Genomic DNA, 22,952 nt, shown 5'->3' with positions numbered 1-22,952 from the left:
GTATCGCAGGTCGAAAACAGTGGCTCACTTTAACCGATGATGGCTGGCGCGACACAAACGTAAACATTCGGTAAAGGTCATTGAAACGTTTTGTCGCCGTCTCCATTACAGGAGAGCACCTCGGCCAACGTGGACGAGGGCAATGTTATCCCCGGCAATCTACGAGGTCGCCATGAACAGCGAAGAGCAAACCCTGATCGATGGACTGTTTTCCCGGCTGCAACAGGCCGAAACGGAGGCAGCCCCGCGCGACGCCCAGGCCGAGGCGCGGATCAAGGAACACCTGACCCGCCAGCCGGCGGCAGGTTATTTCATGACCCAGGCGATTCTGGTGCAAGAGGCAGCGCTCAAGAGCCTTGACGAGCAGAACAAGCAACTGACCCGTCAAGTCCAGCAGTTGCAGGCCGAGTTGCAAGCGGCCAAGGCGCAGAGTGCCGCACCGGCGCCGAGCGGCGGCGGTGGTTTCCTGTCGAGCATTTTTGGTGGCAGCCCGCGTCCGGCGCCGACCCAGAGCGCCCCAGCCTCGACTGGCGGCTGGCGCGAACCGGCACCGCAACAGAATTACGCGGCCCCCGCGCCACAACAGAACTTCGGCGCAGCGCCGCCTAACTATGCGCAGCAAGCCGCTCCGGCGGCCGGCAGCAGCTTCCTCGGCGGTGCCTTGAAAACCGCCGCCGGTGTGGCCGGTGGCGTGATGCTGGCGCAGGGCATCAGCAGCCTGTTCCATCACAACCAGCAGCCGGAAGAAATCGTTGAAGTGATCAAGGAAGAGCCGGCGCAGGTCGCCGACCAGAGCAACAACGGTTGGGGCGATGACCAGCGTGTGGCCGATAACGGCTTCTCTGGCAATGACCAGAGCGGCTTCACCGACACCGACTACGGCAACGACAACTCATCGTTCTTCGATGACGACGATTCCTTCGTCTGACTCACCATTCGTCCGGAGCCCCTGAGGGCTCCGGGCCGATTATTCGCGGAACCCTCCTGATGGCTGGCATACTGAGCGCCTTTTTCGGGCCTGGCGCCTGATCCCGCTTCGTGCGCTTGCGCGCCCACAGGAACTCCGGTGAAAAAAATCGCAGTGTTCGCCGACGTGCAGAACCTCTACTACACCGTGCGTCAGGCTTATGGTTGTCACTTCAACTACGCCGCATTGTGGGCCGACATCAGCAAGGACGGGCAGATCGTCGAGGCCTACGCCTATGCGATCGACCGTGGCGACAGCAAACAGCAACAGTTCCAGCAGATCCTGCGCAACCTCGGTTTCACCGTGAAGCTCAAGCCCTACATCCAGCGCAGCGACGGCTCGGCCAAGGGCGACTGGGACGTGGGCATCACCCTCGACATCATGGACGCCGCCGACCACGTCGACGAAATCGTCCTGGCTTCCGGTGACGGCGATTTCGACATGCTGCTCGAACGCATCATCAACAAGCACGGCGTGCAAGCGGTCGCCTATGGCGTGCCGGGCCTGACCGCCAACTCGCTGATCCGCGCCGCCAGCCGTTATGTGCCGATTGAAGGCGCACTGTTGTTGAAGAATTGAGCTGTTACTGAAGAATTGATTTGTACGGAGTTGAACCCGGTTTGGAACGCATTGCAGTCATCGACTTTGAAACCACTGGCCTGTCGCCGAACAGCAACTGCCGCGCCACGGAAATCGCTGTGGTCATGCTGGAAAACGGCCGCATCGTCGAGCGTTACCAGAGCCTGATGAACGCCGGCGTGCGGGTCCCTGCGTTCATCGAACAACTGACCGGCATCAGCAACGCCATGTTGCGCACCGCGCCCTCGGCCGAGCAGGTGATGAACGAGGTCAATGAGTTTGTCGGTTGCACGCCGCTGGTCGCGCACAACGCCTCGTTCGACCAGAAGTTCTGGGACTTTGAACTGGGGCGGATCAAACGCACGCGATTGCAGAACTTTGCCTGCTCGCTGCTGCTGGCACGGCGGCTGATGCCGGCCGCGCCTAATCATAAGTTGGGTACGCTGACCACGTTTGCGCGCCTGCCGCACACGGGGCAGGCTCACCGGGCCATGGCCGATGCCGAGATGGCGGCCAATCTGATGGCGCATCTGGCGGATGAGTTGCGGCACAAGCACGGCGTCAGTGAGTTATCGCATGACCTGCTGTGCAAACTGCAAAAAGTCCCCGCCGCGAAAGTCTGCGAACACCTGCAGCGCTACCGCTGATCCCAAGCCCAACACAGAACCCCTGTGGGAGCGAGCTTGCTCGCGAATGCGGTGTGTCATTCAACTTCAATGTGACTGATCTACCGCTTTCGCGAGCAAGCTCGCTCCCACAGGGGGCATCATCGTCCTCAGGCTTTGCCGTTGCTTTCGATATGGCCGAGTGGCACGCGTTTTTCGATCGCACTCGACAACACAATCAACGTCTAGGAATTGCCGAAGGCTGCGATCTTTTCGCGTCAGGCCAGACTGGCGAATTGTTGACTATCAACCTTGTCCACCGGCATAAATCCGGTTGTTTTCTTGAAATTCATCGTGTGTACAAAGTTCTTCATCGAATCGGATGGATCGATGCTTTGCATGTTGAGTTTGAATAGCGTCTCGCGTGCAAGCGCGACGCTGAGGATCGGCTGATCTTCGAGATGGCCGGTTGCGGAGTTGAGAAGAGAGTCAACCGCCGTAACAATGACGAGTCGTTCGGGAAGAATACTCAGCAGTTCCTGGCCTACGCGCAAAACACAGCTGGATACGTAGTCCTGTAACAGCTCATTGAATTTGCTGATCGGCATTTTTTTAACTGACAGTTTTCCACTCTGTAGTAGTGACTTGATTTCTTGAGGGATCACTTTGATGCCGTGTACCGAGAGCGTGCATTCGAGAATGCCAGTTTCGGCAACCGAGAAATTAATTGACGTGCCCAAGTGCGAAATATCCGTGAACGGATCCACTCGCAGGACTGCATCAATTTTCGATTGGGCATTACCAGCGAGTATTCCCAACGCAAGCTCGTGATCTACTTTCCAATCCTGATACTGCGCTTCCCACTCGCTTAATTCTTGAGCTAACTGCTGCGTATCTTTGGCAACCGCTGCTTGGATGGCTAATTCAATTTTTTTGCGTTGCCTGGCCTCAAGTTTCAAGGTGCGCGCAAAGAAACCAGGCTTATAACTGGATTGTTTTGCCCTCGCCTGGTTTTCATGGGTATTGAGCGTTTCGGGTTTGATCGGTGGCAGTTGATTTGCGAACTCACTCCAGTCGATTATCTCGCCACAATCTTTATGCACGGAAAGCAACAAATCTATGTGGTTTTCGTAGACCTCAACTTCGTACGCGGCCTGCTCAAGAGCCTCCATTTTTGCGAATTCTTTCTGACGTACCTGCAATTCGCGTTGGCGCCGCTTCGAGTTGCGCTCAGCTCTCCTGGCTGACGCCTGCATCGAGCGTAGGGTTCCCTTCCAAGTCATTTCTGAGTTCCTCTCATTTGTAACGGGGCTTTATTTTTTTAGAAGGCCGGTTCTCGGCATAGTCAGGACATTAGCTGCTGCGTTGGGTGGCGTCCATCGACCAAAAGTCTCGTGTAATCGGGTTGTTTAGTTACGTGTATGGGTTGGCGAAGCATCCTACTGAAGTTTAGGGGGAATCCGTCTTGAGCTCAGATAACCCCGCCGATAACCTCTGTGTGTCGCTGCAAATTCAGCGATCGGGACTGCAAGCCCGCCGATAGTTTGTTAGGAGACCACTGGCAAACCTATAATCGCGTCGCTTCAATTAGCGACTATCGATTTATGGTAGCTGTGTGCGGGAGACCTTCGGGTCTGCCGAGGTCTCCTACTCGGTCTTGCAGACCCGCGCACAGCTGCCACCCATCATCTGCAAGTGATGCGGGCAGCTCCGATGTTCTAAGGAGATTTGTCATGGTCAAGGTTGTTCCCGCGCACTCAGAAAGTTTCGGTTCAGCAATCCCTGGTGAGCCGCTCATACAACCCCAATTGTTCATCCGTCATCACATTCAACTGCGAGCTATTCTGCAACATGCAGAGGCTTGGTTCTGTGCCCGAGACATCGGTCGTCTCATGGGGCTGGAAATCAATGCGCGGCAAGTGCTCAAGCTGGATGAGGATCAGCGGCGGATGATGCATCTGTCAGGTAATGATGGCGCTCAAGAGTTTTTGATGCTGAGCGAGTCAGGGGTTTACGCAATGCTGGTGTATCACTATTCCCCAGAGAACCGTCATCTGCGTCGTTGGCTGACTCACGAGATTGTGCCAATGCTTCGTCAGAACTCGAAGTCAGTTCCAGACCCACATTTGCGCTTGATCATGTGTGCCGGGGAAACGTTGAGACTTCTGCATTGGCGCAATGAGCCATGGATACGCATGCGAGACATGCCGTACATGTTGACTCAGGAAGGGGCCAGCTACAGATGAAGGCCGCTAGTTGTTTCAGGATGGAAAGTTGATTTTTGATCGAGTGAATGAGCTATGAACCTGCTCGCGATGACGGTGTGTCAGCCAAAATTTTTATCGACGGATACACCGCTTTCGCGAGCAGGCTCGCTCCCACATGGGGCATCATCGTTCTCAGGATTTGCCGTTGCCTTCGATCTGGCCTAACGGCACGCGCTTTTCGATCGCGCTCGACAACACAATCGAGGTCTTGCTGAAGCCAAACTTCGCCACCCGATTGATCAACGCCTCCAGCTCCGTCATCGACCCCACCGCGGCCTTCATCATCACGCACGGATCGCCCGTGACTCGAAAGCACTCGGTCAGTTGCGGGATTTTCACCAGTTCGTCGTAGACCTTCTGGCTGCCGTTCTGGTGCAGGCGCAATTCGATCATGCACTGGATCGGCAGGCCGATTTTCGACAGGTCGATTTTCGCTTCATACCCGGTGATTACCCCGGCAGCTTCAAGCTTGGCCACGCGCTCGGCCACCGCCGGGGCGGAGAGGTTCACTTTGCGCGCCAGGTCGGCGTAGGACGCACGGCCGTTTTCCAGCAGGGCGCTGAGCAGCATGCGGTCGTATTTGTCCAAGACCGGACTCCTGAAAATGCCAGACTTTCGAAATCCCGGTTTATTCCGACGATCTCCGTTCTTTCAAAAGTGTACCGGCCCTATAAACAGGTTTTGTAGCTTAATTTTGCTCGTCGGCCTTTCTAGAATAATTCATTCGCTACTTCTGACTTTCGAGCTGCCCATGCCTGCCTTGCGCCGTTTTTCCTTGCCGTTGATCGCCGCGTTTTTCGCGTTGTATGTGATTTGGGGATCGACCTATCTGGTGATCCGAATTGGCGTCGAATACTGGCCGCCGCTGATGCTCGGCGGGGTGCGCTTCGTGATCGCCGGCAGCCTGATGTACGCCTTCCTGCGCTGGCGCGGGGCGCCGGCGCCGACCTGGGCGCAGTGGAAGGCGGCGGGGATCATCGGGATTTTGCTGCTCAGTTTCGGTAATGGCGCGGTGAGCGTGGCCGAGCACACGGGCGTGGCTTCCGGTGTTGCAGCATTGGCGGTGGCGACGGTGCCGTTGTTCACGTTGCTCTGTGGCTATTTCTGGGGAGCGCGCAATACCCGGCTCGAGTGGGCCGGGGTGGCGTTGGGGATTGTTGGTATTGCCATGCTCAACATGGGCTCGAACCTGCAATCGAGTCCGCTGGGCGCAGCATTGCTGATTTTCGCGGCGGCAACCTGGGCGTTCGGTTCGGTGTGGAGCAGACATTTGCCGTTGCCACAGGGCGCGATGGCCAGCGCGGTGGAAATGCTGGTCGGCGGTGTGGTGCTGCTGATCGGCAGCGCCGTCAGTGGCGAGCGTCTGCAAGCAATGCCGCCAGTTGAAGGCTGGCTGGCGCTGGCGTACCTGATCTTCTTTGGATCGATCATCGCCTTCAACTCTTATATGTATTTGCTCAAGCACGTGCGTCCAGCGGCGGCGACCAGTTATGCCTACGTCAACCCGGCGGTCGCGGTGTTGCTGGGGATTGTGTTTGTCGGCGAGACCATCGGCATCGAAGAAGCGCTGGCGATGCTGGTGATCATCAGCGCGGTGGTGTTGATCGGACTGCCGCAGTGGCGCCGTCCGGCACAGCCGCCAGTCGTGGCGCCGACAGCCGTTCCCACAGAAACGCGTACGAATTAGGGTAAACTGCGCGGCATTGCATGCCTGCGTTATTTTTTCCTACGGTACTCCCATGACTTTCGCCACCCTTGGCCTGATCGAACCCTTGCTGCGCTCCCTCGAGACGCTCGGCTACCAGACCCCGACGCCGGTTCAGGCGCAAGCCATTCCGGCCGTGCTGGCCGGTCGTGACTTGATGGCAGCCGCTCAGACCGGCACTGGCAAAACCGCCGGTTTCGCCTTGCCACTGCTGCAGTTGCTGGCCATGGAAGGGCCGAAAGTCGCTGCCAACTCGGCGCGTGCACTGATTCTGGTGCCGACCCGTGAGCTGGCCGAGCAGGTTCATGAGTCTGTGCGTCAGTACGCCGAAAACCTGCCGCTGCGTACCTATGCGGTTTACGGCGGCGTCAGCATCAATCCGCAGATGATGAAACTGCGCGGCGGCGTCGATGTGCTGGTCGCCACGCCCGGTCGCCTGATCGACCTGTTCCGCCAGAACGCGCTGAAACTCGATCAGTTGCAGACTCTGGTGCTGGATGAAGCCGATCGTATGCTCGACCTGGGCTTCTCCGAAGAACTGGCGAACATTTACCGCATGCTGCCGAAAAAGCGCCAGACCCTGCTGTTTTCCGCAACCTTCTCCGATGACATCCGCCTGCTCGCCGGGCAGATGCTCAACGATCCGCTGACCGTCGAAGTCAGCCCGCGCAACGTCGCGGCCAATACGGTCAAGCAGTGGATCGTCACGGTGGACAAGAAGCGCAAGGCCGAACTGTTCGTGCACCTGATGCGCAAGAACAAGTGGAAGCAGGTGCTGGTGTTCGCCAAGACCCGTAATGGTGTCGATGCGCTGGTGGAAAAACTTCAGGGCCTGGGAGTGAATGCCGACGGTATCCATGGTGATAAACCTCAGGCGACCCGTCAGCGTGCGCTGGACCGTTTTAAACTCAGTGAAGTGCAGATTCTCGTGGCGACTGACGTTGCGGCGCGGGGCCTGGATATCGAAGATCTGCCGCTGGTGATCAACTTCGATCTGCCGATCGTGGCTGAAGACTACATTCACCGTATCGGCCGCACGGGTCGTGCTGGCGCGACGGGCGAGGCGATCTCGCTGGTGTGCGCGGATGAAGTGAACATGTTGTCGGCGATTGAAATGCTGACGCGCCAGACCTTGAAACGTCAGAACGAGCCGGATTTCGAACCGGAGCACCGCGTGCCGGACACCGATGCCAGCGGTCAGGTGATCAAGAAGCCGAAGAAACCGAAGAAACCTAAAGCTTCGGGTGGTGGCGGCAAACGCAATCTGGGCAAGTGGGTCGACAGCGGCGAGACGCAGGCGCCGGAGCCTTCGGTCAAGCCTGTGCGTAAAGTGCCGGTGTTCAATACCGGGCCGCGTAAGCGTAAGCCTTAAAGTCAAAAGCCCCTCACCCTAACCCTCTCCCAGGGGGAGAGGGGACTGATTGGGGGATATTCGGGAATTACGCCGACCTGATCCGACTGTTGTGAATCTACAATCGACAGAGTTTCGCCAGACACTTCGGTTGGCTGGCCAAAGCCATAATCGACTCGGTGTTTCAGGTCGATGTTGGCCGCCAGACACCTCGGTCGGCTCCCTCTCCCTCTGGGAGAGGGCTGGGGTGAGGGTTTAGCTTTTCAGCCACTGCACAATTCCCAACCCGGCCGCCCGGCCACTGGCAAAACACCCCGTCAGCAAATACCCGCCCGTTGGCGCTTCCCAATCAAGCATCTCCCCCGCGCAGAACACTCCCGGCAACACCTTGAGCATCAAGCGCTCATCCATCGCCTCGAACGTCACGCCCCCGGCACTGCTGATCGCCTCGTCCAATGGCCGCGTTCTGACCAGAGTCAGCGGCAACGCCTTGATCGCCCGCGCCAACAGCGCCGGATCAGCAAACGTCGCCGCATCAGTCAACTCGCGCAACAACGCCGCTTTCACCCCATCAATCCCGACCTGACTGTGCAGATGCTTGGCCATCGACCGCGAACCGCGTGGTTTGCTCAACGCCGCCTGCAATTTATCCACAGGTCGGCCGGGCAACAGATCAATGTGAACAACCGCCGCGCCATGCTGATTGATCGCCTCGCGAATCGGCGCCGACAGCGCATAAATCAGACTGCCTTCAATGCCGGTCGCGGTGATCACGCATTCGCCCAAGCGCGGAATATCGTCATTCAAACCGATGGCGATATTTTTCAGCGGTGCGCCGGCGAATTTGCTGACCATCAATTCGCTCCAGGCCTGCACCTCGAAGCCGCAATTGCTCGGTTGCAACGGCGCCAGTCCTACACCGCGCTGCTCCAGGGCGAGCATCCACGCACCGTCGGAACCGAGGCGCGACCAACTGCCGCCGCCGAGGGCAAGCAGCGTGGCATCGGGTTTGACGGTGATTTCACCTTCCGGGCTGTCGATGCGCAGCGCGCCGTGTTCATCCCAGCCGAGCCAGCGATGGCGTGTGTGGATAACGACGCCGCTGTCGCGCAGGCGTTTGAGCCAGGCACGCAGTAGCGGGGCCGCTTTCATATCAGTGGGGAACACCCGGCCGGAACTGCCGACAAAGGTTTCGATGCCCAGGTCGTGAATCCATTTACACAACGCATCGGCATCGAAACCGCGCAGCAGCGGGGCGATTTGCGGGGCGCGCTCGGCGTAGCGTGAAAGGAACGCCGGGTAGGCTTCGGAGTGGGTGATGTTCATGCCGCCGACGCCAGCGAGCAGGAACTTGCGGCCCACCGAGGGCATGCCGTCGTAGAGGTCGACGCGGATTCCGGCCTGGCTCAGCACTTCGGCGGCCATCAGGCCGGCGGGGCCACCGCCGATGATGGCGACGTGAGCGGGGGAGGAGGCGGAGTTCTGGGTCATGGTGAGCGCTGCGGTATGGCGGGATAAGGCGCGCATTCTAACAGTCGATATCTTTTGTAGGAGTGAGCCTGCTCGCGATAGCGGTGTATCAGCCAAGTTAATGTTGAAGGTGCTGACGCTATCGCGAGCAGGCTCACTCCTACAAGGGATTCGGGTGGGCTTGAAATGTTGGTTGAAAAATGATCAGTGCGCTGCAGGCCATAACCGGTATGGCCTGCAGTCCCTTTCACTCAGGTTATCCACAGGCAGTTCCACAGCCATTGTGGGTAACGCAGCACAACTCAATGACAACCGTGTGACTGCCAGACCCGTTGCGCGCTGTGATGGAGGATGCCGTGGCGGCGGGCGAGGGCGTGGCGATCCTTGCTGTAACCGCCGCCAATCACGCCCATCACCGGAATGTCGCGGCCCAGGCAATGGCGCATCACGCTTTCATCGCGGGCGGCGACGCCTTCGTCGGTCAGTTGCAGATAACCGAGGGCATCGTCCTTGTGTACATCGACGCCGGCGTCATACAGCACCAGGTCCGGTTGATACAGCGGCAGCAGATAATTGAGTGTGTCGTCGACCACTTTCAAATAATCAGCGTCGCCCATGCCCTTGGGCAGCGGAATGTCCCAGTCACTTTCCGCCTTGCGTGCAGGAAAATTCTTCTCGCAGTGCAGGGAAACGGTAATCGCCTCCGGCGTGTCATGCAGAATCCGCGCGGTGCCGTCACCCTGATGCACATCGCAATCGAAGATCAGCACGCGATTGACCCGGCCGCTTTGCAGCAGGTAATGGCTGATGATCGCCAGGTCATTGAAGATGCAGAAGCCTGCCGGGTAGTCGTAGTGCGCATGGTGGGTGCCGCCGGCCAAGTGGCAGGCCAAGCCATGTTCCAAGGCTTTTTCCGCCGCCAGAATCGAACCGCCGACCGCCCGTACCGTGCGCCGCGCCAAGGCTTCGTTCCACGGCAGACCCAGACGTCGTTGGTCTTCGCGGGACAACTCGCCGCTCATGTAGCGTTCGATATACGCACGGTCATGGGCGAGGGCGAGGATGTCGTTGGGGCAGATATCCGGGCGCAGCAGATCAGCGTCGCGGGTCAAACCGCTGTCGACCAAGTGATCGCGCAGCAGACGGAACTTGTCCATCGGGAAGCGGTGATCCGCCGGAAACTCGGGGCTGTAGTCTTCGTGGTAGATCAGCGGCAGTGGCATGGCGGTTTCATGTAGGAACGTAGGAAAGAGTGAAGGATCGTACCAGCGATGTAGACTTGCGGCATGGAAACGGAGGGGCATGATGGAGCCGATACTGGAACTTGAAAGCGCGCGCTTGCTGATGCGTCAGTGGCAGGACGAGGATTTGCCGGCATTTGCCGCGATGTGCGCCGATCCTCAAGTGATGCGCTATTTCCCGACACCATTGAGCCGACTGGAAAGCGCTTCGATGATTGGTCGCGTGCGCGGGCATTTCGCCGAGCACGGTTTCGGCTTGTGGGCGCTGGAGCGCAAGGACAGTGGCGAATTTATTGGTTTCACCGGGCTCGGCGTGGTTGGTTTCGATGCGCCGTTCACCCCGGCAGTGGAAATCGGCTGGCGCCTGGCCAAGGAACATTGGGGCCTGGGTTACGCCAGCGAAGCAGCGTGGACCGCTCTGCGTTGCGGCTTTGATCGGTTGGCATTGAAGGAAATCGTTTCCTTCACCGCGCAATCCAATTTGCCCTCAGAGAAAGTCATGCAGGCGATCGGCATGCATCACGCCCCGGAAGATGATTTTGATCACCCCAAGCTTGCGGTCGATCATCCGCTAAGACGGCATCTGCTGTACCGCATTACTCGGGAACAATGGCTGCAAACCTTGCATGGATAAGCCGACACGGACGTTTACAATGGCCGCCATATCATTGGCCCGCGCCAGAATCTGAATCGGCCGCCGCAGCCAAGACTGCGCGCCATAGTGCTTTGTGTGAGGAGAGTCTGAATGAGCCAAGTGTTGGAAGATCTGGTCGACTTGCTGACCCTGGAACCGATCGAAGAAAACCTGTTCCGTGGCCGTAGTCAGGACTTGGGTTTCCGTCAGTTGTTCGGTGGCCAGGTGCTCGGCCAGTCGCTGTCGGCGGCCAGTCAGACCGTTGAAGAGGAGCGCCATGTACATTCGATGCACGGCTATTTCCTGCGTCCGGGCGATGCCAAGTTGCCAGTGGTCTACTCGGTTGATCGCGTGCGCGATGGCGGCAGTTTCAGCACTCGCCGCGTCACGGCGATCCAGAAGGGACATCCGATCTTCACCTGCAGCGCTTCGTTTCAATACGACGAGGCAGGCTTCGAACATCAGAGCCAGATGCCGGTGGTGGTCGGCCCGGAAAATCTGCCGTCGGAGCTGGAATTGACCCAGCAACGCGCGCACCTGATTCCGGAACACATGCGTGAAAAACTGCTGTGCCCGAAACCGATCGAAGTGCGCCCGGTCACCGAAAAGGACCCGTACAACCCGCAGCCGGCCGATCCGGTCAAATATGTTTGGTTCCGTGCCGACGGCGCATTGGCCGACATCCCGGCACTGCACAAATACTTGTTGGCGTACGCCTCGGACTTCGGTTTGTTGACCACCTCAATGCTGCCCCACGGCAAATCGGTCTGGCAGAAAGACATGCAGGTCGCCAGCCTTGATCACGCGCTGTGGTTCCACAACGATCTGCGCGCCGATGACTGGTTGCTCTACGCGATGGACAGTCCGTGGGCCGGCAATTCCCGTGGATTCTCCCGTGGCAGCGTGTACAACCGCGCCGGGCAACTGGTCGCTTCGGTGACGCAGGAAGGCCTGATCCGCCATCGCAAGGACTGGGCATGAGTCTGAAAGAGGTCAAGCACTGGGTGTTCGATATGGACGGCACGTTGACCGTCGCCGTGCATGATTTTGCGGCGATTCGCGTGGCGCTGGCGATTCCGCCGGAGGACGACATCCTCACTCATCTCGCGGCATTGCCGGCGGATGAAGCGGCGGCGAAACACGCCTGGCTGCTGGAACACGAAAGGGATCTGGCGCTGGGTTCGACCCCGGCCACCGGCGCGGTGGAGCTGGTGCGTGATCTGCACGCACGCGGTTATCGCCTCGGCATCCTCACCCGCAATGCGCGGGAACTGGCGCATGTGACGCTGCAAGCGATTGGCCTCGCCGACTGTTTTGCGGTGGACGATGTGTTGGGCCGCGATGAAGCGCCGCCGAAGCCGCATCCGGGTGGCTTGCTGAAACTGGCAGACGCCTGGGAAGTACCGGCCAGCGATATGGTCATGGTCGGTGATTACCGCTTTGATCTGGATTGCGGACGAGCGGCGGGGGCGTGGACGGTGTTGGTTAATCTGCCGGAAAACCCGTGGCCCGAGTTGGCCGATTGGCATGCGAAGGATTGTGTCGAGTTGCGGCGGATGCTGCTGGCCTGAAATCTTTGCTGCCTGAGCTGGCCTCTTCGCGAGCAAGCTCGCTCCCACAGGGAAATGTATTCCAAATGTGGGAGCGAGCTTGCTCGCGAAGAGGGCATAAAATCCGCCAAACAGTTTACTGATCGAACAACGCCTTCTGCCCCTCCGGCGAGGTCAGCATCCCATCGCCGTTATGCCCGACCCCGGGCACTTCAACCAATCGTTGATTCACCCCTTCCGGATGCCGACGCAGCAAATAGCCGAAGTACAACTTCCCACGCTCCAGGCGATACGCACCTTGCGCCTCGGCTTCACAGCGCTTGTCCAACGCTGGATGCTTGGGATCGACGTCCTGCTGTCCAAGCAGATAAATCACCTCGCGTTTGATGTAACTGCTCTCAAGCTGCAACGGCGTTTGCCCACCGGCGTACACCGGCATGTCTGACAGACCGTACTTCCAGCGATTGAAACCCGCGCATTTGGCGTGATCGAACGCTACCGGCCGTTGTTCATTGAAGTAGGCATACGATGACGGGTTGGCCACCACGTAGCGCAAGCGAATGCCGTTGGCCTTCAGCGCAGGCTGATCCTTGGCCAGCAGGGCATAGCGCTGCACCACCTGGCCACCGCCGGAATGACCGAAGATCACGATCTGCTTCACGTCGGGAAACTGTTTGCGGTCGCTGATCCGTCCAACGATCTCATCGAGCGCGGCATAGGAACTCAACGGATTCGGCCCTGTGGATAAGCCGCCGCCCATCCAGTCGTTGCCTTGCCAGCGCAGCAACGTGGCGGGGAGCGAGTACAGCGCGACATCGCTTTCATTGAGGAACTGCGGCGCGATTACCAGCGTGTGGGCACTTTGTCCCGCCAGCTCGGCGGCGCTCTCGGCGCTTTTGCGATAGGTTTCCGAGTTGCGCAACCGGCCATGAATGACGATCAGCACCCGTTCGATCTTCTCCGGCGCAGGACCAATGCCGACCGCCATTTCCCCGGCCTTGAGTTGCAAACGACCGGGGCTGATCGCATCGACACCGGCGGCTTGCGCAGTGCTGCCAACGATCAGTAACGCCAAAAGCCATTTATGCATTTACAGGTTTTTCGCCGCGAAGGTGTCGCACTGGCCGACCTGGCCCTGCGCGAATCCGGTTTTGAACCAGCGCACCCTTTGCGCCGACGTACCGTGGGTAAACGAGTCCGGCACCACACGGCCCTGACCCTGTTGTTGCAGACGATCATCACCGATGGCGTTGGCCGCATTCAAGGCCTCTTCGATATCGCCCGGTTCCAGCCAGTTCAAACGCTTCTGCGCACTGTAGGCCCAGACGCCGGCGAGGCAGTCGGCCTGCAATTCCTGACGCACCAGCAAACCGCCGTCGCCTTCCATCTGCCGACCTTGCTGGCGAGCTGTCTGAATTTTCGCCGAGACGCCGAGAAGCGTCTGCACATGGTGTCCGACTTCATGCGCGATCACGTAGGCCTGGGCGAAGTCGCCGGCCGCTTTGAAGCGTTGCGACATTTCCTGGAAGAACGCCATGTCCAGGTAGACCTTCTGATCCGCCGGGCAATAGAACGGGCCAGTGGCCGAGGTCGCCAGACCGCAGGCGGAATTGACCCGATTGCTGAACAGCACCAGGGTCGGATCTTTATATTGGCGCCCGGCCTGTTGGAAAATCGCGCCCCAGGTGTCTTCGGTATCGCCGAGGATCGAGCGGACGAATTCGGCCTGTTCATCATTGGCCGGCGGTGCCTGGCGGGTTTGCGAAGTAGGTGCAGATTGTTGTGTGGATTGCCCGGCGAGCTGGCCGAGGATCTGCATTGGGTCCTGCCCGGTGATCCAGCCAATGCCGACGATCAGCAGAATCGCCCCCAGGCTCAGGCCTTTGCCGCCACCGAAGCGCATGCCGCCGCCACCGCCGGCATCATCACCACGGGCATCGACGACGTTGTCACTGCGTCGGCCTTTTTTCCATAGCATGTGGGAATCCTCTGTGTGTATCGGGTGGTGATGAGTGTTGCTGTTGTGTGAGTGTGGCGCCAGTCCGGTCGTCCGTCTATTGGCCACACGCAAACAGGCCCGGCCTCGTGCTGACGAGGTCGGGCCTGTTATTGACGGTCTGGCGCGCGGCAAATTCAATCCCGCGCAGGATTTCTATCGCTGGATTATCAATCAGCGATCAAAGGCATCCCACTCCGGGGCGAAATCCGGGCTGACCTGACGTTGGTTTTTCGGTAGTGCTGCAATCAATGCGCGGTCTTCATCATCCAGTTCAACTTTCAGCGATGCGAGGTTGGCCAGTTGATTGGCCCGGCTGCTGGCCTTGGGAATCGCCGCGACGTTGGGCTGATCCAGCAGCCATTTCAGTGCGACCTGAGTCGGCAGCACGCCGTGCTTTTCGGCGATCTGTTGCATCTGCGGGATGTCTGAGACCTTGTTGCGCGCCAGCGGGGTGTAGGCCGTCAGCGCCAGGTTGTGTTCGCGGGCGTAGTCGAGCAGGGCGTTTTGGCCGAGCAGGACGTGGTATTCGACCTGAATCGCTGACAGAGCAATCCCATAGTCTTCGACGACTTTGCGCAGCAATGGCAGCGGAAAATTCGCCACGCCGATGTTGCGTGCCAGCCCCTGTTTTTTGAACGAAGCCAATGTCTCGAGGGTGCGTGGCAGGTCCCAGTCGGTGCTCGGCCAGTGGATCATGAACAAGTCGACGTAGTCGCTGCGCAACGCGGTAAGGCTGCGGTCCATGGAATGGCGCATCGCGTCGGGTTGCAGCTGATCCCACCAGACTTTGGTGGTGACGTGAATTTGCTCGCGCGGTGTCGGGGTATTCGCCAGTGCTTGTCCGACGGCTTCCTCGTTGTTGTAGGCCGCCGCTGTGTCGATGTGTCGATATCCCAATTCCAGCGCTTGCTCCACGGCGCGAGTGCATTCGTCGCCGAGCATCGGCCAGGTGCCGAGGCCGAGTTTCGGCATGTTCAAACCTTGGGCATTAACGATGTGCTGCATGGTCGATCTCCTGTTCGAAAGCAGTCATACCGGCGATATGCCGGGCGGCGATGTAACCGAAAGTCAGCGCCGGGCCGATGTTGATACCGCCCGCCGGGTAGTGGCCGCCCATGATGCTGGCCATGTCGCCACCGGCTGCGTAGAGGCCGGCGATGGGCTGTTCGTGGGCATCCAGTACTTGCGCGTGCGGGTTGACCTTGAGCCCGGCGAAGGTGCCGAAGCAGCCCGGCTGGACTTTCACGGCGTAGAACGGGCCAGTGTCTATTGGGGCAACGCAGGGGTTGGGAAGGTTTGCCGGATCACCTTGTTTGCGGTTGTAGGGTGTTGCGCCGCGACCGAACAACGGGTCTTCGCCGTGACGGGCATGGCGGTTGTAATCGTCGAGGGTGTGGCGCAATCCGCTCGGATCGATGCCGCAGGCGCGGGCCAATTCTTCAATACTGTTGCCGCTTTTCAGATAGCCGCTGCGGATAAAATCTGACACTGGCAGCGGAAATGGCCGCGATATGCCCAGTCCATAACGCCGTTGAAAGGCGCGCGTGCAGATCAGCCATGAGGCGACTTCTTCACCTTCCGGCGCAGCAGCGACCATGGCGCTGACGTAGTCGTAATAACCGTTGGCTTCGTTGACGAACCGTTGGCCGTTACTCAGTACACCGATGACTCCGGGTTTTCCGCGCTCAATGATGTGTGGGAAATGGCCGATGCTGCCGTCGGAATGTGGCACTTGCGACACCGGCGCCCACGCCACGGGCGAAGCCACATCGGCATTGACCCGCGCTCCGACGCTTTCGCCCAGGCGCAAACCATCGCCGTCGACGGCCAGCGGCGGCAGCGCCCAATGCTCGTGACCGGTCGGCGTGCGCGGGAACAGGGCTTTGCGCCGCTCGATGTCATTGGCAAAACCACCGGCGGCGAGCACTACGGCTTTGCGTGCATGAATGCGGATCGGGCCTTTGTCTGTGTTGACCACAGCGCCCGAGACGCGAGCGCCTTCACGCAGCAACGCTGTCACGGGTGCCGATTCCCAGAGCAACACGCCGATGTCTTCGGCGGATTTTGCCAATCGTGCAATCAACGCCACGCCGTTGACCAATTGCATGGCCCGGCCATGGACCGCGAGGTCTAGCAAATGTCGGGTAAAGCGCCGGGTGACATGCCATGCGGCTTTCAGTGAACGGGTCAGATTGAGGAACGCCGACAGATCGGCGCCGGCCATGATCGGCATGCCCATGAAGGACGTTTCGCGCATCGTTGTACGAAGGCGCTTGAGCAAGCGTCCGACCTTGCGTCCATCGTAAGGCGCGGCGATGACCGAGCGGCCACCGGTGCCAGCACCCGGCGTGTCGCCATGAATGTCGGCAATGGCATTGCCATCGGCAAATTGCAGCGCAGTGTGTTGCTCGAAAAACGCGACCATGCGCGGTCCCGCTTCAAGGAAAGCGTCGATCATCGCCGGGTCGAAGTGCTCGCCCAGTTCATGGCGCAAATAGGTGCGCGGTTGTTCGATGTCTTCGATGATCCCGGCCCGACGCGCTAGTGGATTGCACGGCACCCACGCCCAGCCACCGGACCTGGCAGTGGCGCCACCGAACACCGGATCTTTCTCGACAACGATGACTTTCAAACCGTGCCACGCGGCAGTCACGGCGGCCGACAAACCGGCGGCACCGGAACCGACGACCAATACGTCGCAGTCGATATCAGGGTGTTCGGCAGACATCAAACAACGCTCCGGCAGTAAGTTTTTTTTGGAATTTGATTCCAGAAAATAACCAGTGTCGCGACGACTCTACAAGCCTTGAGCCTATAAAATGGGCGGTTATCGAACAGCCGGTTCCAGATTTCGCTTTGCCGCCAATGTCTTCTAGAATCGGCAAAATTTCTTTGGACGTCTCCATGGCCGGCAGTCAAATCGAACGGGTTTTCAGCGTGCTGGAAAGCCTCACCAGTGATCCGCGCGGGCTGCCGATGCAGACGCTCGCCGAGCAGCTGGATATCCCCAAGAGTGCAACACACCGCTTGCTCGCCGAGCTGATTCGGTTGGGCTATGTAAGGCAGAATGCGGAAACGTTGCGCTATCACTTGTCGACCAAACTGGTCGCTATGGGCTTTCAATACCTGTCGAGCTGCGGTGCCGATATCGTCCAGCCGGTGCTCGACCGACTGGCGCAGGAAACCGGCGAACTGGTGCGTTTGGGCGTGATCGATGGCGAGCGCCAGACCTGGATCGCCAAGGCACAAGGCGCGCGCACCGGTCTGCGTTACGACCCGGACATGGGCCGCGACGCGCCGCTGTTCTACACCGCGTCGGGGCATGCGTGGCTGGCGTGCATGAGCGACGCCGAGGCGTTGTCACTGGTCGAGCGGCAGGCGGCGGAGGTGCCGGTGGGTGTCGGGCCGAATGCGCCGCGTTCAAATATCGAGTTGCTGGAACGGCTGCGTCTGGCTCGTGAGCAGGGTTATGCCTGTGTCGAAGAAAGTTCGGCAGTGGGGACTTCAGCGATTGCGGCAGTGGTGAGGCATCCAACGGATGGTCGGGTGATCGGTGTACTGAGTATTGCCGGGCCAAGTGCGCGGATGCCGGGGGCGCGGTTGCATGAGCTGGCACCGCTGTTGCTGACCTTCACCGAAGAATTATCAGCAGCAAGCCTGGCCTCAGAACTGTTTATCTAATCCGAGTTCACACAGACCCCCTGTAGGAGTGAGCCTGCTCGCGATAGCGGTATGTCAGCCAACGTTAACGGCGACTGACACTCCGCTATCGCGAGCAGGCTCACTCCTACAGGGGATTTTTGTTGTTCACGAAGTTGTGCGGTGTTCGCACGGTTTTAGAATGGATGGGTGTTTGATTCTGGAACTCGGTTCTAAATTGTTGCTGGAGTGATATTCCAACAACAATCACAAAAGGACCGCACCTTGAATTCGCCCCTTCGAATCGCCCTGATCGGCGCCGGCAACATGGGCCAGCAACATTATCGGCATCTGCAAACCCTCAACGAAGCAACGCTGTGCGCGGTGGCGGATCCCGGGTCGCAAGCAGCAGGGCTTGCGGCGGAATGGGGTGTAAGGCATTTCGCTGATCATCGTCAGATGCTGGAGCAAATCCGGCCAGACGCGGTGATCGTCGCCAATCCGAATAATCAACACGTCAGCACGGCGCTCGATTGTCTGGCGGCGGGTGTGCCGGTGCTTCTGGAGAAGCCGGTCGGCGTGCACCTGGATGAAGTGCGCGAACTGGTTGCGGCGGTCAAAAGCAGCGGCGTGCCTGTGCTGGTCGGCCATCATCGGCGCCACAATCCGCTGATCGTTCGCGCTCATGAGCTGGTGCAGAGCGGGGCGCTTGGACGGCTGATCACGGTGACTGCACTGTTCCAGTTGCGCAAACCGGACAGTTATTTCGAGATCCCGTGGCGCCGTGAACCGGGCGCCGGGATGTTGCTGACCAACCTGATTCACGACCTCGATCTATTACGGCATCTGTGCGGTGAAGTACGCTCGGTGCAAGCGATCACCGACAACGCCGTGCGCGGTTTCGCCAACGAAGACAGTGCGGCGGTGTTGCTGCGATTCGAAGGCGGCACACTGGGCACATTGAGCGGTTCCGACGCGGTCGCCGCGCCGTGGAGTTGGGAGCTGGATTCCGGCGAGAACCCGGTGTATCCACGTCATGCGGATCAGCCGTGCTATCTGCTGGCCGGAACCGCCGGAGCGTTGAGCATTCCGCAGCTCAAGCGTTGGCACTATGCCGCTGAGCAGTTCGACGCCGGTTGGCATGAGCCCTTGTTGATGGTCGAAGAATCCTACGGCGGTGACGACGCTTTACGCTTGCAGTTACTGCATTTCGTACGCGTGGCGCGGCATGAAGTCGAGCCGCTGGTGAGTGCGGCCGACGCTGCGCGCACTTTGGCGCTGATCGAAGCGATTCGCGAGGCCGCCGCCACCGGCCGTGCCTGCACCCCTGCGCTGATAGAGGCTTGAACATGAACGAACGAATCCTGTCTCTGGCTAGCCTCACCGTGCTGGAGTTGTCGCCACCGCAAATGGTCGAAGTGGCGGCACATGCTGGTTACAGCCATGTCGGCCTGCGCCTGGAACCGGCGACGCCCGAGGAGCATCATTTCCCTTTGGTCGCCGATGCTGAATTGCGCCGTCAGACTTTGCAGCGGCTGCGCGACACCGGCATCCTCGTGCTCGACGTGGAAATCCTGCGTCTGAAGCCGCAAACCGACGTCGCCGATTTCGAGAAACTTCTTACGGTCGGTGCGGAATTTGGCGCTACCGAATTGCTGGTCGCCGGTAACGATCCTGACGAACAGCGGCTCACCGATAACTTTGCGGCGCTTTGCGATCTGGCCGCGCCTTACGGGCTGCACCCGCATCTGGAGTTCATGCCCTGGACTGATGCGCGCAACCTCGAACAAGCGCTGCGAATGGTCGAAAACGCTGATCGGGAAAACGCTGCGGTGCTGGTCGATGCGTTCCACTTTGATCGTTCGGCGTCACGCTTGGAGGATCTGGCTGGAGTGCCAGTGTCGCGTCTGCGTTATGCGCAATTATGTGATGTAGCGGGGCCGAGGCCGTCAGACATGGCCGAGATCTTGCGTCAGGCGCGCAACGAGCGGCGGTTTCCCGGCGAGGGTGATTGCGATCTGCTCGGGTTGCTGCGAGCGCTGCCGACTAATATTCCACTGAGTCTGGAAATTCCCACGGTAAAACTGCTCGAGCAGGGCGTGAGCGGATTGGAGCGAGCGCAGATGGCGATCGACAGGACGCGGGAATTGTTGGCGCGACTGTGAGTCTTTTTTGTGGCGAGGGAGCTTGCTCCCAGTGGACTGCGTAGCCGTCCCGAATCGGCGACCGCCGCGCGATCCCCTTCGCCACCGTATTGTTGTTCAAACAGGGATAACCAATGACTGTCAGCACCCCGCTCTCCGGTGTCAACCAACCCTTCAAGGGGATCTTGCTGATTGTCGTGGCAACCTTCCTGTTCTCCAGTCACGACGCATTGTCGAAATACCTGTCCGGTTTTTATCCGATCGTGATGGTGGTCTGGGCGCGCTATCTGGTGCACACACTGCTGATGGCAGGGATTTTTCTGCCGCAATCCGGGTTGCGTGTCCTGCGCACCAAGAAGCCGTTATGGCAATTGGTTCGGGCACTGTGCCTGCTCGGCACCAGCCTGTTCTTCACCACCGCGTTGTTGTACATCCCGTTGGCGGAAGCCACGGCGGTCAACTTTCTTGCGCCAGTGTTGGTGACCGCATTGTCGGTGCCGCTGCTCAAGGAGCGAGTGACTCGAGGTCAATGGATCGCGGTGATCTGCGGCTTTATCGGCGTGCTGATCATCGTCCACCCCGGCGGTGAGTTGTTCACTCCGGCGGTGTTGCTGCCGTTCTGCTCGGCGCTGTTTTTCTGCTTTTATCAACTGCTGACCCGCAAGCTCGCCGAGGTGGACAGCCCGACCACCAGCAACTTTTTCGCCGGGTTATGCAACACGCTGGTGATGAGTGCACTGGTGCCGTTCTTCTGGCAGGTGCCGACGTTGACCCATGCCGGGTTGATGCTGGCGCTGGGCAGTTGCGGGATGACCGCGCATTTGTTTCTGACCCAGGCGTTCCGCCATGCCGCTCCGGCACTGCTGGCGCCGTTCGGTTATTGCCAGATTGTGTTTGCCGGGTTGTTGGGCTGGCTGCTGTTCAATCACACGCCGAGTCTGCTGACGATCATTGGTATCGCGGTGATCTGTTGCAGCGGACTGGCGGCAGCGTGGCAGCAGAGCCGCCGTTGAGCTGACAACACAAGAAACTGTGGGAGCGAGCTTGCTCGCGAAAGCGGTATGTCAGTCACATTTGTTTCGACTGTCAGTCCGCATTCGCGAGCAAGCTCGCTCCCACAAGGGGCCAATCAAGTGGTCAGGTTATTCGGTGACGGTAGGAATCTTGCGCGGTGCCATGAAATACATCCACGTCAGCGCAATGAAGTACATCGCCGGAATCAGGGTGAACAACACGGTGTAGTTGTTGTTGGTGACGGTGAGGATGTGGCCGACGATCTGGGTCATGAACATCCCGCCGATCGCTGCGCACATGCCGCCGAAACCGAACACGGTGCTCATCATGTGCTTGGGCGTGTAGTCCATCACCAGGCTCCAGATGTTTGCTGTCCACGCCTGGTGTGCGCCGATGGCCAGGGAAATCGCTGCCACTGCCACCCACAGGTTGGCTGAGCCGGCGGCCATGATCACGCCGATGATGCAGCAAGCAAACAGGAACATCGACAGCAGCCGCGCCTTGATCGAGTTCATCCCGCGACCGATCAGGAACGAAGACAGAATGCCGCCACCGACGCTGCCGAAGTCAGCCGTGACGTAAATGATGATCAGCGGAATGCCCATCTGGGTGACGTTGATGCCCAGATTGTATTGCTGATTGAGGAACGGTGGCAGCCAGTACAGATAGAACCAGAACACCGGCGCGGTCAGCGAGTAGGCGAGGGCGAAGGCCCAGGTGCCGCGCATCCGCAGGATTTTCGAGAACGGCACGCGGGCCTGTTCCGGTTCGACTTCTTGCTGGATGTAGTCCAGTTCGGACTGCTTAACGCTAGGATGATCTTCCGGGTTGAAGTACTTCAAGCCCCAGAACAGCAACCAGATCCCGCCCAGTGCCGACATGCACAGGAATGCCGCTTGCCAGCCCCAGACGTGCAGCACCAGTGGCAGCAGCATCGGCGTGAACATCGCACCGACGTTGGTGCCGGCGTTGAAGATGCCGGTGGCAACCGCACGTTCGCCGGCCGGGAACCACAGGCGTGTGGTTTTCACGCAGGCCGGGTAGTTCGCCGCTTCAGTCAGGCCGAGGATAAACCGGCAGACCATGAAACCAACGGCTGACGTTGCCAGACCGTGGGCACCGGTGGCCAGACTCCAGAGCAGCACGGCGCAGAAGAACACGCGCTTGACGCCGACCCGGTCGATCAAGCGACCTTGCAGGACGAAACCGATCGCGTAGCCGACCTGAAACCAGAAGTTGATGTTGGCGTAATCCATCGCCGTCCAGCTCATTTCCTTGGCGAGGATGGGCTGCATGACGCCGAGGGCGGCGCGGTCGATGTAGTTCAGGGTAGTGGCGAAAAACACCAGCGCCAGCATGCCCCAACGGGTCTTGCCGACAGCCATGGCGCCGCGGATCTTGTCGCCGATGCCACCCGTGGCAGTGCTCATGGCCGGAGCCATGCGGGAAGTCTGTGAAGGAATCATGTGTTCCACCCGTTTTTGGATTTGTTATTTGGTGTGCTTGTTACTTGCACGCTGCGACCGGTGGTTCAGATCCGGACTCAATGTGCAGTCGATGTTGGGCAGTGGACGAAAAATCGTCAATTCGCCAAACCGCCATTGTGTTCGATAATCGCACGCAAAACTAACCGGGTAGTACACTTTAAATTGCTGCCACGATCGATGCAGCCAATAATTTCCCCCACTATAAAAATCATCCTGTGTAGGAGCTGCCGAAGGCTGCGATCTTTTGATTTTGCTTTTCAGCAATAAAGATCAAACGATTGCCGGCTGCGGCGGCTCCTA

22 protein-coding genes and 1 pseudogene are annotated in these 22,952 nt (G+C 59.2%); 13 read left to right on the top strand and 10 right to left on the bottom strand.

Going from position 1 to position 22,952, the window contains the following annotated elements; genetic code table 11:
• Window positions 1-172 precede the first annotated feature (172 nt).
• The 3 genes from CLU80_RS09400 to CLU80_RS09390 all read left to right on the top strand — a co-directional run bounded on the left by CLU80_RS09400 (window position 173) and on the right by CLU80_RS09390 (window position 2,193).
• Complete coding sequence (locus tag CLU80_RS09400; RefSeq protein WP_099759362.1) at window positions 173-928, top strand: DUF2076 domain-containing protein; 756 nt, start codon at window positions 173-175, stop codon at window positions 926-928.
• Between the two features lie 138 nt (window positions 929-1,066).
• Complete coding sequence (locus tag CLU80_RS09395; RefSeq protein ID WP_003228475.1) at window positions 1,067-1,546, top strand: LabA-like NYN domain-containing protein; 480 nt, start codon at window positions 1,067-1,069, stop codon at window positions 1,544-1,546.
• 41 nt (window positions 1,547-1,587) lie between these two features.
• Window positions 1,588-2,193, top strand: coding sequence for a 3'-5' exonuclease (locus tag CLU80_RS09390; protein ID WP_099757253.1), 606 nt, complete (start codon window positions 1,588-1,590; stop codon window positions 2,191-2,193).
• A gap of 128 nt (window positions 2,194-2,321) precedes the next feature.
• On the opposite strand, the pseudogene CLU80_RS09385 reads toward CLU80_RS09390, so the two are convergent.
• Window positions 2,322-2,396 (bottom strand): annotated as a pseudogene (locus CLU80_RS09385) (Lrp/AsnC family transcriptional regulator); the annotation flags it as partial.
• 33 nt (window positions 2,397-2,429) lie between these two features.
• Complete coding sequence (locus CLU80_RS09380; RefSeq protein ID WP_099757252.1) at window positions 2,430-3,434, bottom strand: hypothetical protein; 1,005 nt, start codon at window positions 3,432-3,434, stop codon at window positions 2,430-2,432.
• Window positions 3,435-3,884: 450 nt separating this feature from the next.
• On the opposite strand from CLU80_RS09380, the gene CLU80_RS09375 reads away from it, so the two are divergent.
• Window positions 3,885-4,397 carry a BRO-N domain-containing protein gene (locus CLU80_RS09375; protein WP_099757251.1) on the top strand — a complete coding sequence of 171 codons (513 nt, stop codon included), beginning with the start codon at window positions 3,885-3,887 and terminating at the stop codon, window positions 4,395-4,397.
• 153 nt (window positions 4,398-4,550) lie between these two features.
• On the opposite strand, the gene CLU80_RS09370 is transcribed toward CLU80_RS09375, so the two are convergent.
• A complete protein-coding gene (locus tag CLU80_RS09370; protein ID WP_099757250.1) occupies window positions 4,551-5,006 on the bottom strand; it encodes an Lrp/AsnC family transcriptional regulator in 456 nt (151 codons plus the stop codon).
• 163 nt (window positions 5,007-5,169) lie between these two features.
• Between CLU80_RS09370 and yedA the strand changes: the two genes are divergently transcribed.
• Both yedA and rhlE1 read left to right on the top strand, forming a co-directional pair.
• Window positions 5,170-6,105, top strand: a complete 936-nt coding sequence (yedA, locus tag CLU80_RS09365; protein WP_093434674.1) for a drug/metabolite exporter YedA — start codon at window positions 5,170-5,172, stop codon at window positions 6,103-6,105.
• A 52-nt stretch (window positions 6,106-6,157) separates the two neighbouring features.
• The gene (rhlE1, locus tag CLU80_RS09360) at window positions 6,158-7,495 is read left to right on the top strand and encodes an RNA helicase RhlE1 (RefSeq protein ID WP_093434676.1); all 1,338 of its coding nucleotides are present in this window, start codon (window positions 6,158-6,160) and stop codon (window positions 7,493-7,495) included.
• A 234-nt stretch (window positions 7,496-7,729) separates the two neighbouring features.
• Here rhlE1 and CLU80_RS09355 read toward each other — a convergent pair whose 3' ends face one another.
• Both CLU80_RS09355 and CLU80_RS09350 read right to left on the bottom strand, forming a co-directional pair.
• Complete coding sequence (locus CLU80_RS09355) at window positions 7,730-8,965, bottom strand: TIGR03862 family flavoprotein (protein WP_099759361.1); 1,236 nt, start codon at window positions 8,963-8,965, stop codon at window positions 7,730-7,732.
• Between the two features lie 281 nt (window positions 8,966-9,246).
• Window positions 9,247-10,167, bottom strand: coding sequence for a histone deacetylase family protein (locus CLU80_RS09350; protein ID WP_099757249.1), 921 nt, complete (start codon window positions 10,165-10,167; stop codon window positions 9,247-9,249).
• 82 nt (window positions 10,168-10,249) lie between these two features.
• On the opposite strand from CLU80_RS09350, the gene CLU80_RS09345 reads away from it, so the two are divergent.
• The 3 genes from CLU80_RS09345 to CLU80_RS09335 all read left to right on the top strand — a co-directional run bounded on the left by CLU80_RS09345 (window position 10,250) and on the right by CLU80_RS09335 (window position 12,390).
• A complete protein-coding gene (locus CLU80_RS09345; RefSeq protein ID WP_093434681.1) occupies window positions 10,250-10,819 on the top strand; it encodes a GNAT family N-acetyltransferase in 570 nt (189 codons plus the stop codon).
• Window positions 10,820-10,930: 111 nt separating this feature from the next.
• Entirely contained in the window at window positions 10,931-11,800 is an 870-nt protein-coding gene (tesB, locus tag CLU80_RS09340; protein ID WP_099757248.1) for an acyl-CoA thioesterase II, read from the top strand.
• A complete protein-coding gene (locus CLU80_RS09335; protein WP_099757247.1) occupies window positions 11,797-12,390 on the top strand; it encodes an HAD family hydrolase in 594 nt (197 codons plus the stop codon). Before tesB ends, CLU80_RS09335 begins: the two co-directional genes overlap by 4 nt.
• Before the next feature lie 115 nt (window positions 12,391-12,505).
• Here the strand turns inward: CLU80_RS09335 and CLU80_RS09330 are convergent, their stop codons facing one another.
• The 4 genes from CLU80_RS09330 to CLU80_RS09315 form a co-directional block, all read right to left on the bottom strand.
• Window positions 12,506-13,459: an alpha/beta fold hydrolase gene (locus CLU80_RS09330; RefSeq protein WP_099757246.1), complete on the bottom strand. Its 954-nt coding sequence runs from the start codon at window positions 13,457-13,459 to the stop codon at window positions 12,506-12,508.
• Complete coding sequence (gene ypfJ / locus CLU80_RS09325) at window positions 13,460-14,347, bottom strand: KPN_02809 family neutral zinc metallopeptidase (RefSeq protein WP_034153808.1); 888 nt, start codon at window positions 14,345-14,347, stop codon at window positions 13,460-13,462. It abuts the gene before it with no gap.
• 192 nt (window positions 14,348-14,539) lie between these two features.
• Window positions 14,540-15,373 (bottom strand): aldo/keto reductase, encoded by an 834-nt coding sequence (locus tag CLU80_RS09320; RefSeq protein ID WP_099757245.1) that lies wholly within the window; start codon window positions 15,371-15,373, stop codon window positions 14,540-14,542.
• The gene (locus tag CLU80_RS09315; RefSeq protein WP_099757244.1) at window positions 15,357-17,096 is read right to left on the bottom strand and encodes an FAD-dependent oxidoreductase; all 1,740 of its coding nucleotides are present in this window, start codon (window positions 17,094-17,096) and stop codon (window positions 15,357-15,359) included. Before CLU80_RS09315 ends, CLU80_RS09320 begins: the two co-directional genes overlap by 17 nt.
• A 176-nt stretch (window positions 17,097-17,272) precedes the next feature.
• Between CLU80_RS09315 and CLU80_RS09310 the strand changes: the two genes are divergently transcribed.
• The 4 genes from CLU80_RS09310 (at window position 17,273) to CLU80_RS09295 (ending at window position 21,164) form a co-directional block, all read left to right on the top strand.
• Window positions 17,273-18,049 carry an IclR family transcriptional regulator gene (locus CLU80_RS09310; RefSeq protein WP_099757243.1) on the top strand — a complete coding sequence of 259 codons (777 nt, stop codon included), beginning with the start codon at window positions 17,273-17,275 and terminating at the stop codon, window positions 18,047-18,049.
• A 243-nt stretch (window positions 18,050-18,292) separates the two neighbouring features.
• Window positions 18,293-19,354, top strand: a complete 1,062-nt coding sequence (locus CLU80_RS09305; RefSeq protein ID WP_099757242.1) for a Gfo/Idh/MocA family protein — start codon at window positions 18,293-18,295, stop codon at window positions 19,352-19,354.
• A 2-nt stretch (window positions 19,355-19,356) separates the two neighbouring features.
• Window positions 19,357-20,172 carry a sugar phosphate isomerase/epimerase family protein gene (locus CLU80_RS09300; RefSeq protein WP_099757241.1) on the top strand — a complete coding sequence of 272 codons (816 nt, stop codon included), beginning with the start codon at window positions 19,357-19,359 and terminating at the stop codon, window positions 20,170-20,172.
• A gap of 113 nt (window positions 20,173-20,285) precedes the next feature.
• Window positions 20,286-21,164 carry a DMT family transporter gene (locus CLU80_RS09295; RefSeq protein WP_034153813.1) on the top strand — a complete coding sequence of 293 codons (879 nt, stop codon included), beginning with the start codon at window positions 20,286-20,288 and terminating at the stop codon, window positions 21,162-21,164.
• A gap of 129 nt (window positions 21,165-21,293) precedes the next feature.
• Here the strand turns inward: CLU80_RS09295 and CLU80_RS09290 are convergent, their stop codons facing one another.
• A complete protein-coding gene (locus CLU80_RS09290) occupies window positions 21,294-22,631 on the bottom strand; it encodes an MFS transporter (protein WP_099757240.1) in 1,338 nt (445 codons plus the stop codon).
• Window positions 22,632-22,952 lie beyond the last annotated feature (321 nt).

It is taken from the genome of Pseudomonas sp. 29, assembly GCF_002754355.1.
GTDB classification, from domain to species: Bacteria; Pseudomonadota; Gammaproteobacteria; order Pseudomonadales; family Pseudomonadaceae; genus Aquipseudomonas; species Aquipseudomonas neuropathica.
This window is presented reverse-complemented; position numbering and strand designations above follow the sequence as displayed.

Excerpts from the sequence above, each read along its gene's own strand:
- CLU80_RS09400 (WP_099759362.1), top strand. The coding sequence starts at position 173 with ATGAACAGCGAAGAGCAAACCCTGATCGATGGACTGTTTTCCCGGCTG.
- CLU80_RS09380 (WP_099757252.1), bottom strand. The coding sequence starts at position 3,434 with ATGACTTGGAAGGGAACCCTACGCTCGATGCAGGCGTCAGCCAGGAGA.
- CLU80_RS09375 (WP_099757251.1), top strand. The coding sequence starts at position 3,885 with ATGGTCAAGGTTGTTCCCGCGCACTCAGAAAGTTTCGGTTCAGCAATC.
- yedA (WP_093434674.1), top strand. The coding sequence starts at position 5,170 with ATGCCTGCCTTGCGCCGTTTTTCCTTGCCGTTGATCGCCGCGTTTTTC.
- rhlE1 (WP_093434676.1), top strand. The coding sequence starts at position 6,158 with ATGACTTTCGCCACCCTTGGCCTGATCGAACCCTTGCTGCGCTCCCTC.
- CLU80_RS09355 (WP_099759361.1), bottom strand. The coding sequence starts at position 8,965 with ATGACCCAGAACTCCGCCTCCTCCCCCGCTCACGTCGCCATCATCGGC.
- CLU80_RS09350 (WP_099757249.1), bottom strand. The coding sequence starts at position 10,167 with ATGCCACTGCCGCTGATCTACCACGAAGACTACAGCCCCGAGTTTCCG.
- CLU80_RS09345 (WP_093434681.1), top strand. The coding sequence starts at position 10,250 with ATGGAGCCGATACTGGAACTTGAAAGCGCGCGCTTGCTGATGCGTCAG.
- tesB (WP_099757248.1), top strand. The coding sequence starts at position 10,931 with ATGAGCCAAGTGTTGGAAGATCTGGTCGACTTGCTGACCCTGGAACCG.
- CLU80_RS09335 (WP_099757247.1), top strand. The coding sequence starts at position 11,797 with ATGAGTCTGAAAGAGGTCAAGCACTGGGTGTTCGATATGGACGGCACG.
- CLU80_RS09330 (WP_099757246.1), bottom strand. The coding sequence starts at position 13,459 with ATGCATAAATGGCTTTTGGCGTTACTGATCGTTGGCAGCACTGCGCAA.
- ypfJ (WP_034153808.1), bottom strand. The coding sequence starts at position 14,347 with ATGCTATGGAAAAAAGGCCGACGCAGTGACAACGTCGTCGATGCCCGT.
- CLU80_RS09320 (WP_099757245.1), bottom strand. The coding sequence starts at position 15,373 with ATGCAGCACATCGTTAATGCCCAAGGTTTGAACATGCCGAAACTCGGC.
- CLU80_RS09315 (WP_099757244.1), bottom strand. The coding sequence starts at position 17,096 with ATGTCTGCCGAACACCCTGATATCGACTGCGACGTATTGGTCGTCGGT.
- CLU80_RS09310 (WP_099757243.1), top strand. The coding sequence starts at position 17,273 with ATGGCCGGCAGTCAAATCGAACGGGTTTTCAGCGTGCTGGAAAGCCTC.
- CLU80_RS09300 (WP_099757241.1), top strand. The coding sequence starts at position 19,357 with ATGAACGAACGAATCCTGTCTCTGGCTAGCCTCACCGTGCTGGAGTTG.
- CLU80_RS09295 (WP_034153813.1), top strand. The coding sequence starts at position 20,286 with ATGACTGTCAGCACCCCGCTCTCCGGTGTCAACCAACCCTTCAAGGGG.
- CLU80_RS09290 (WP_099757240.1), bottom strand. The coding sequence starts at position 22,631 with ATGATTCCTTCACAGACTTCCCGCATGGCTCCGGCCATGAGCACTGCC.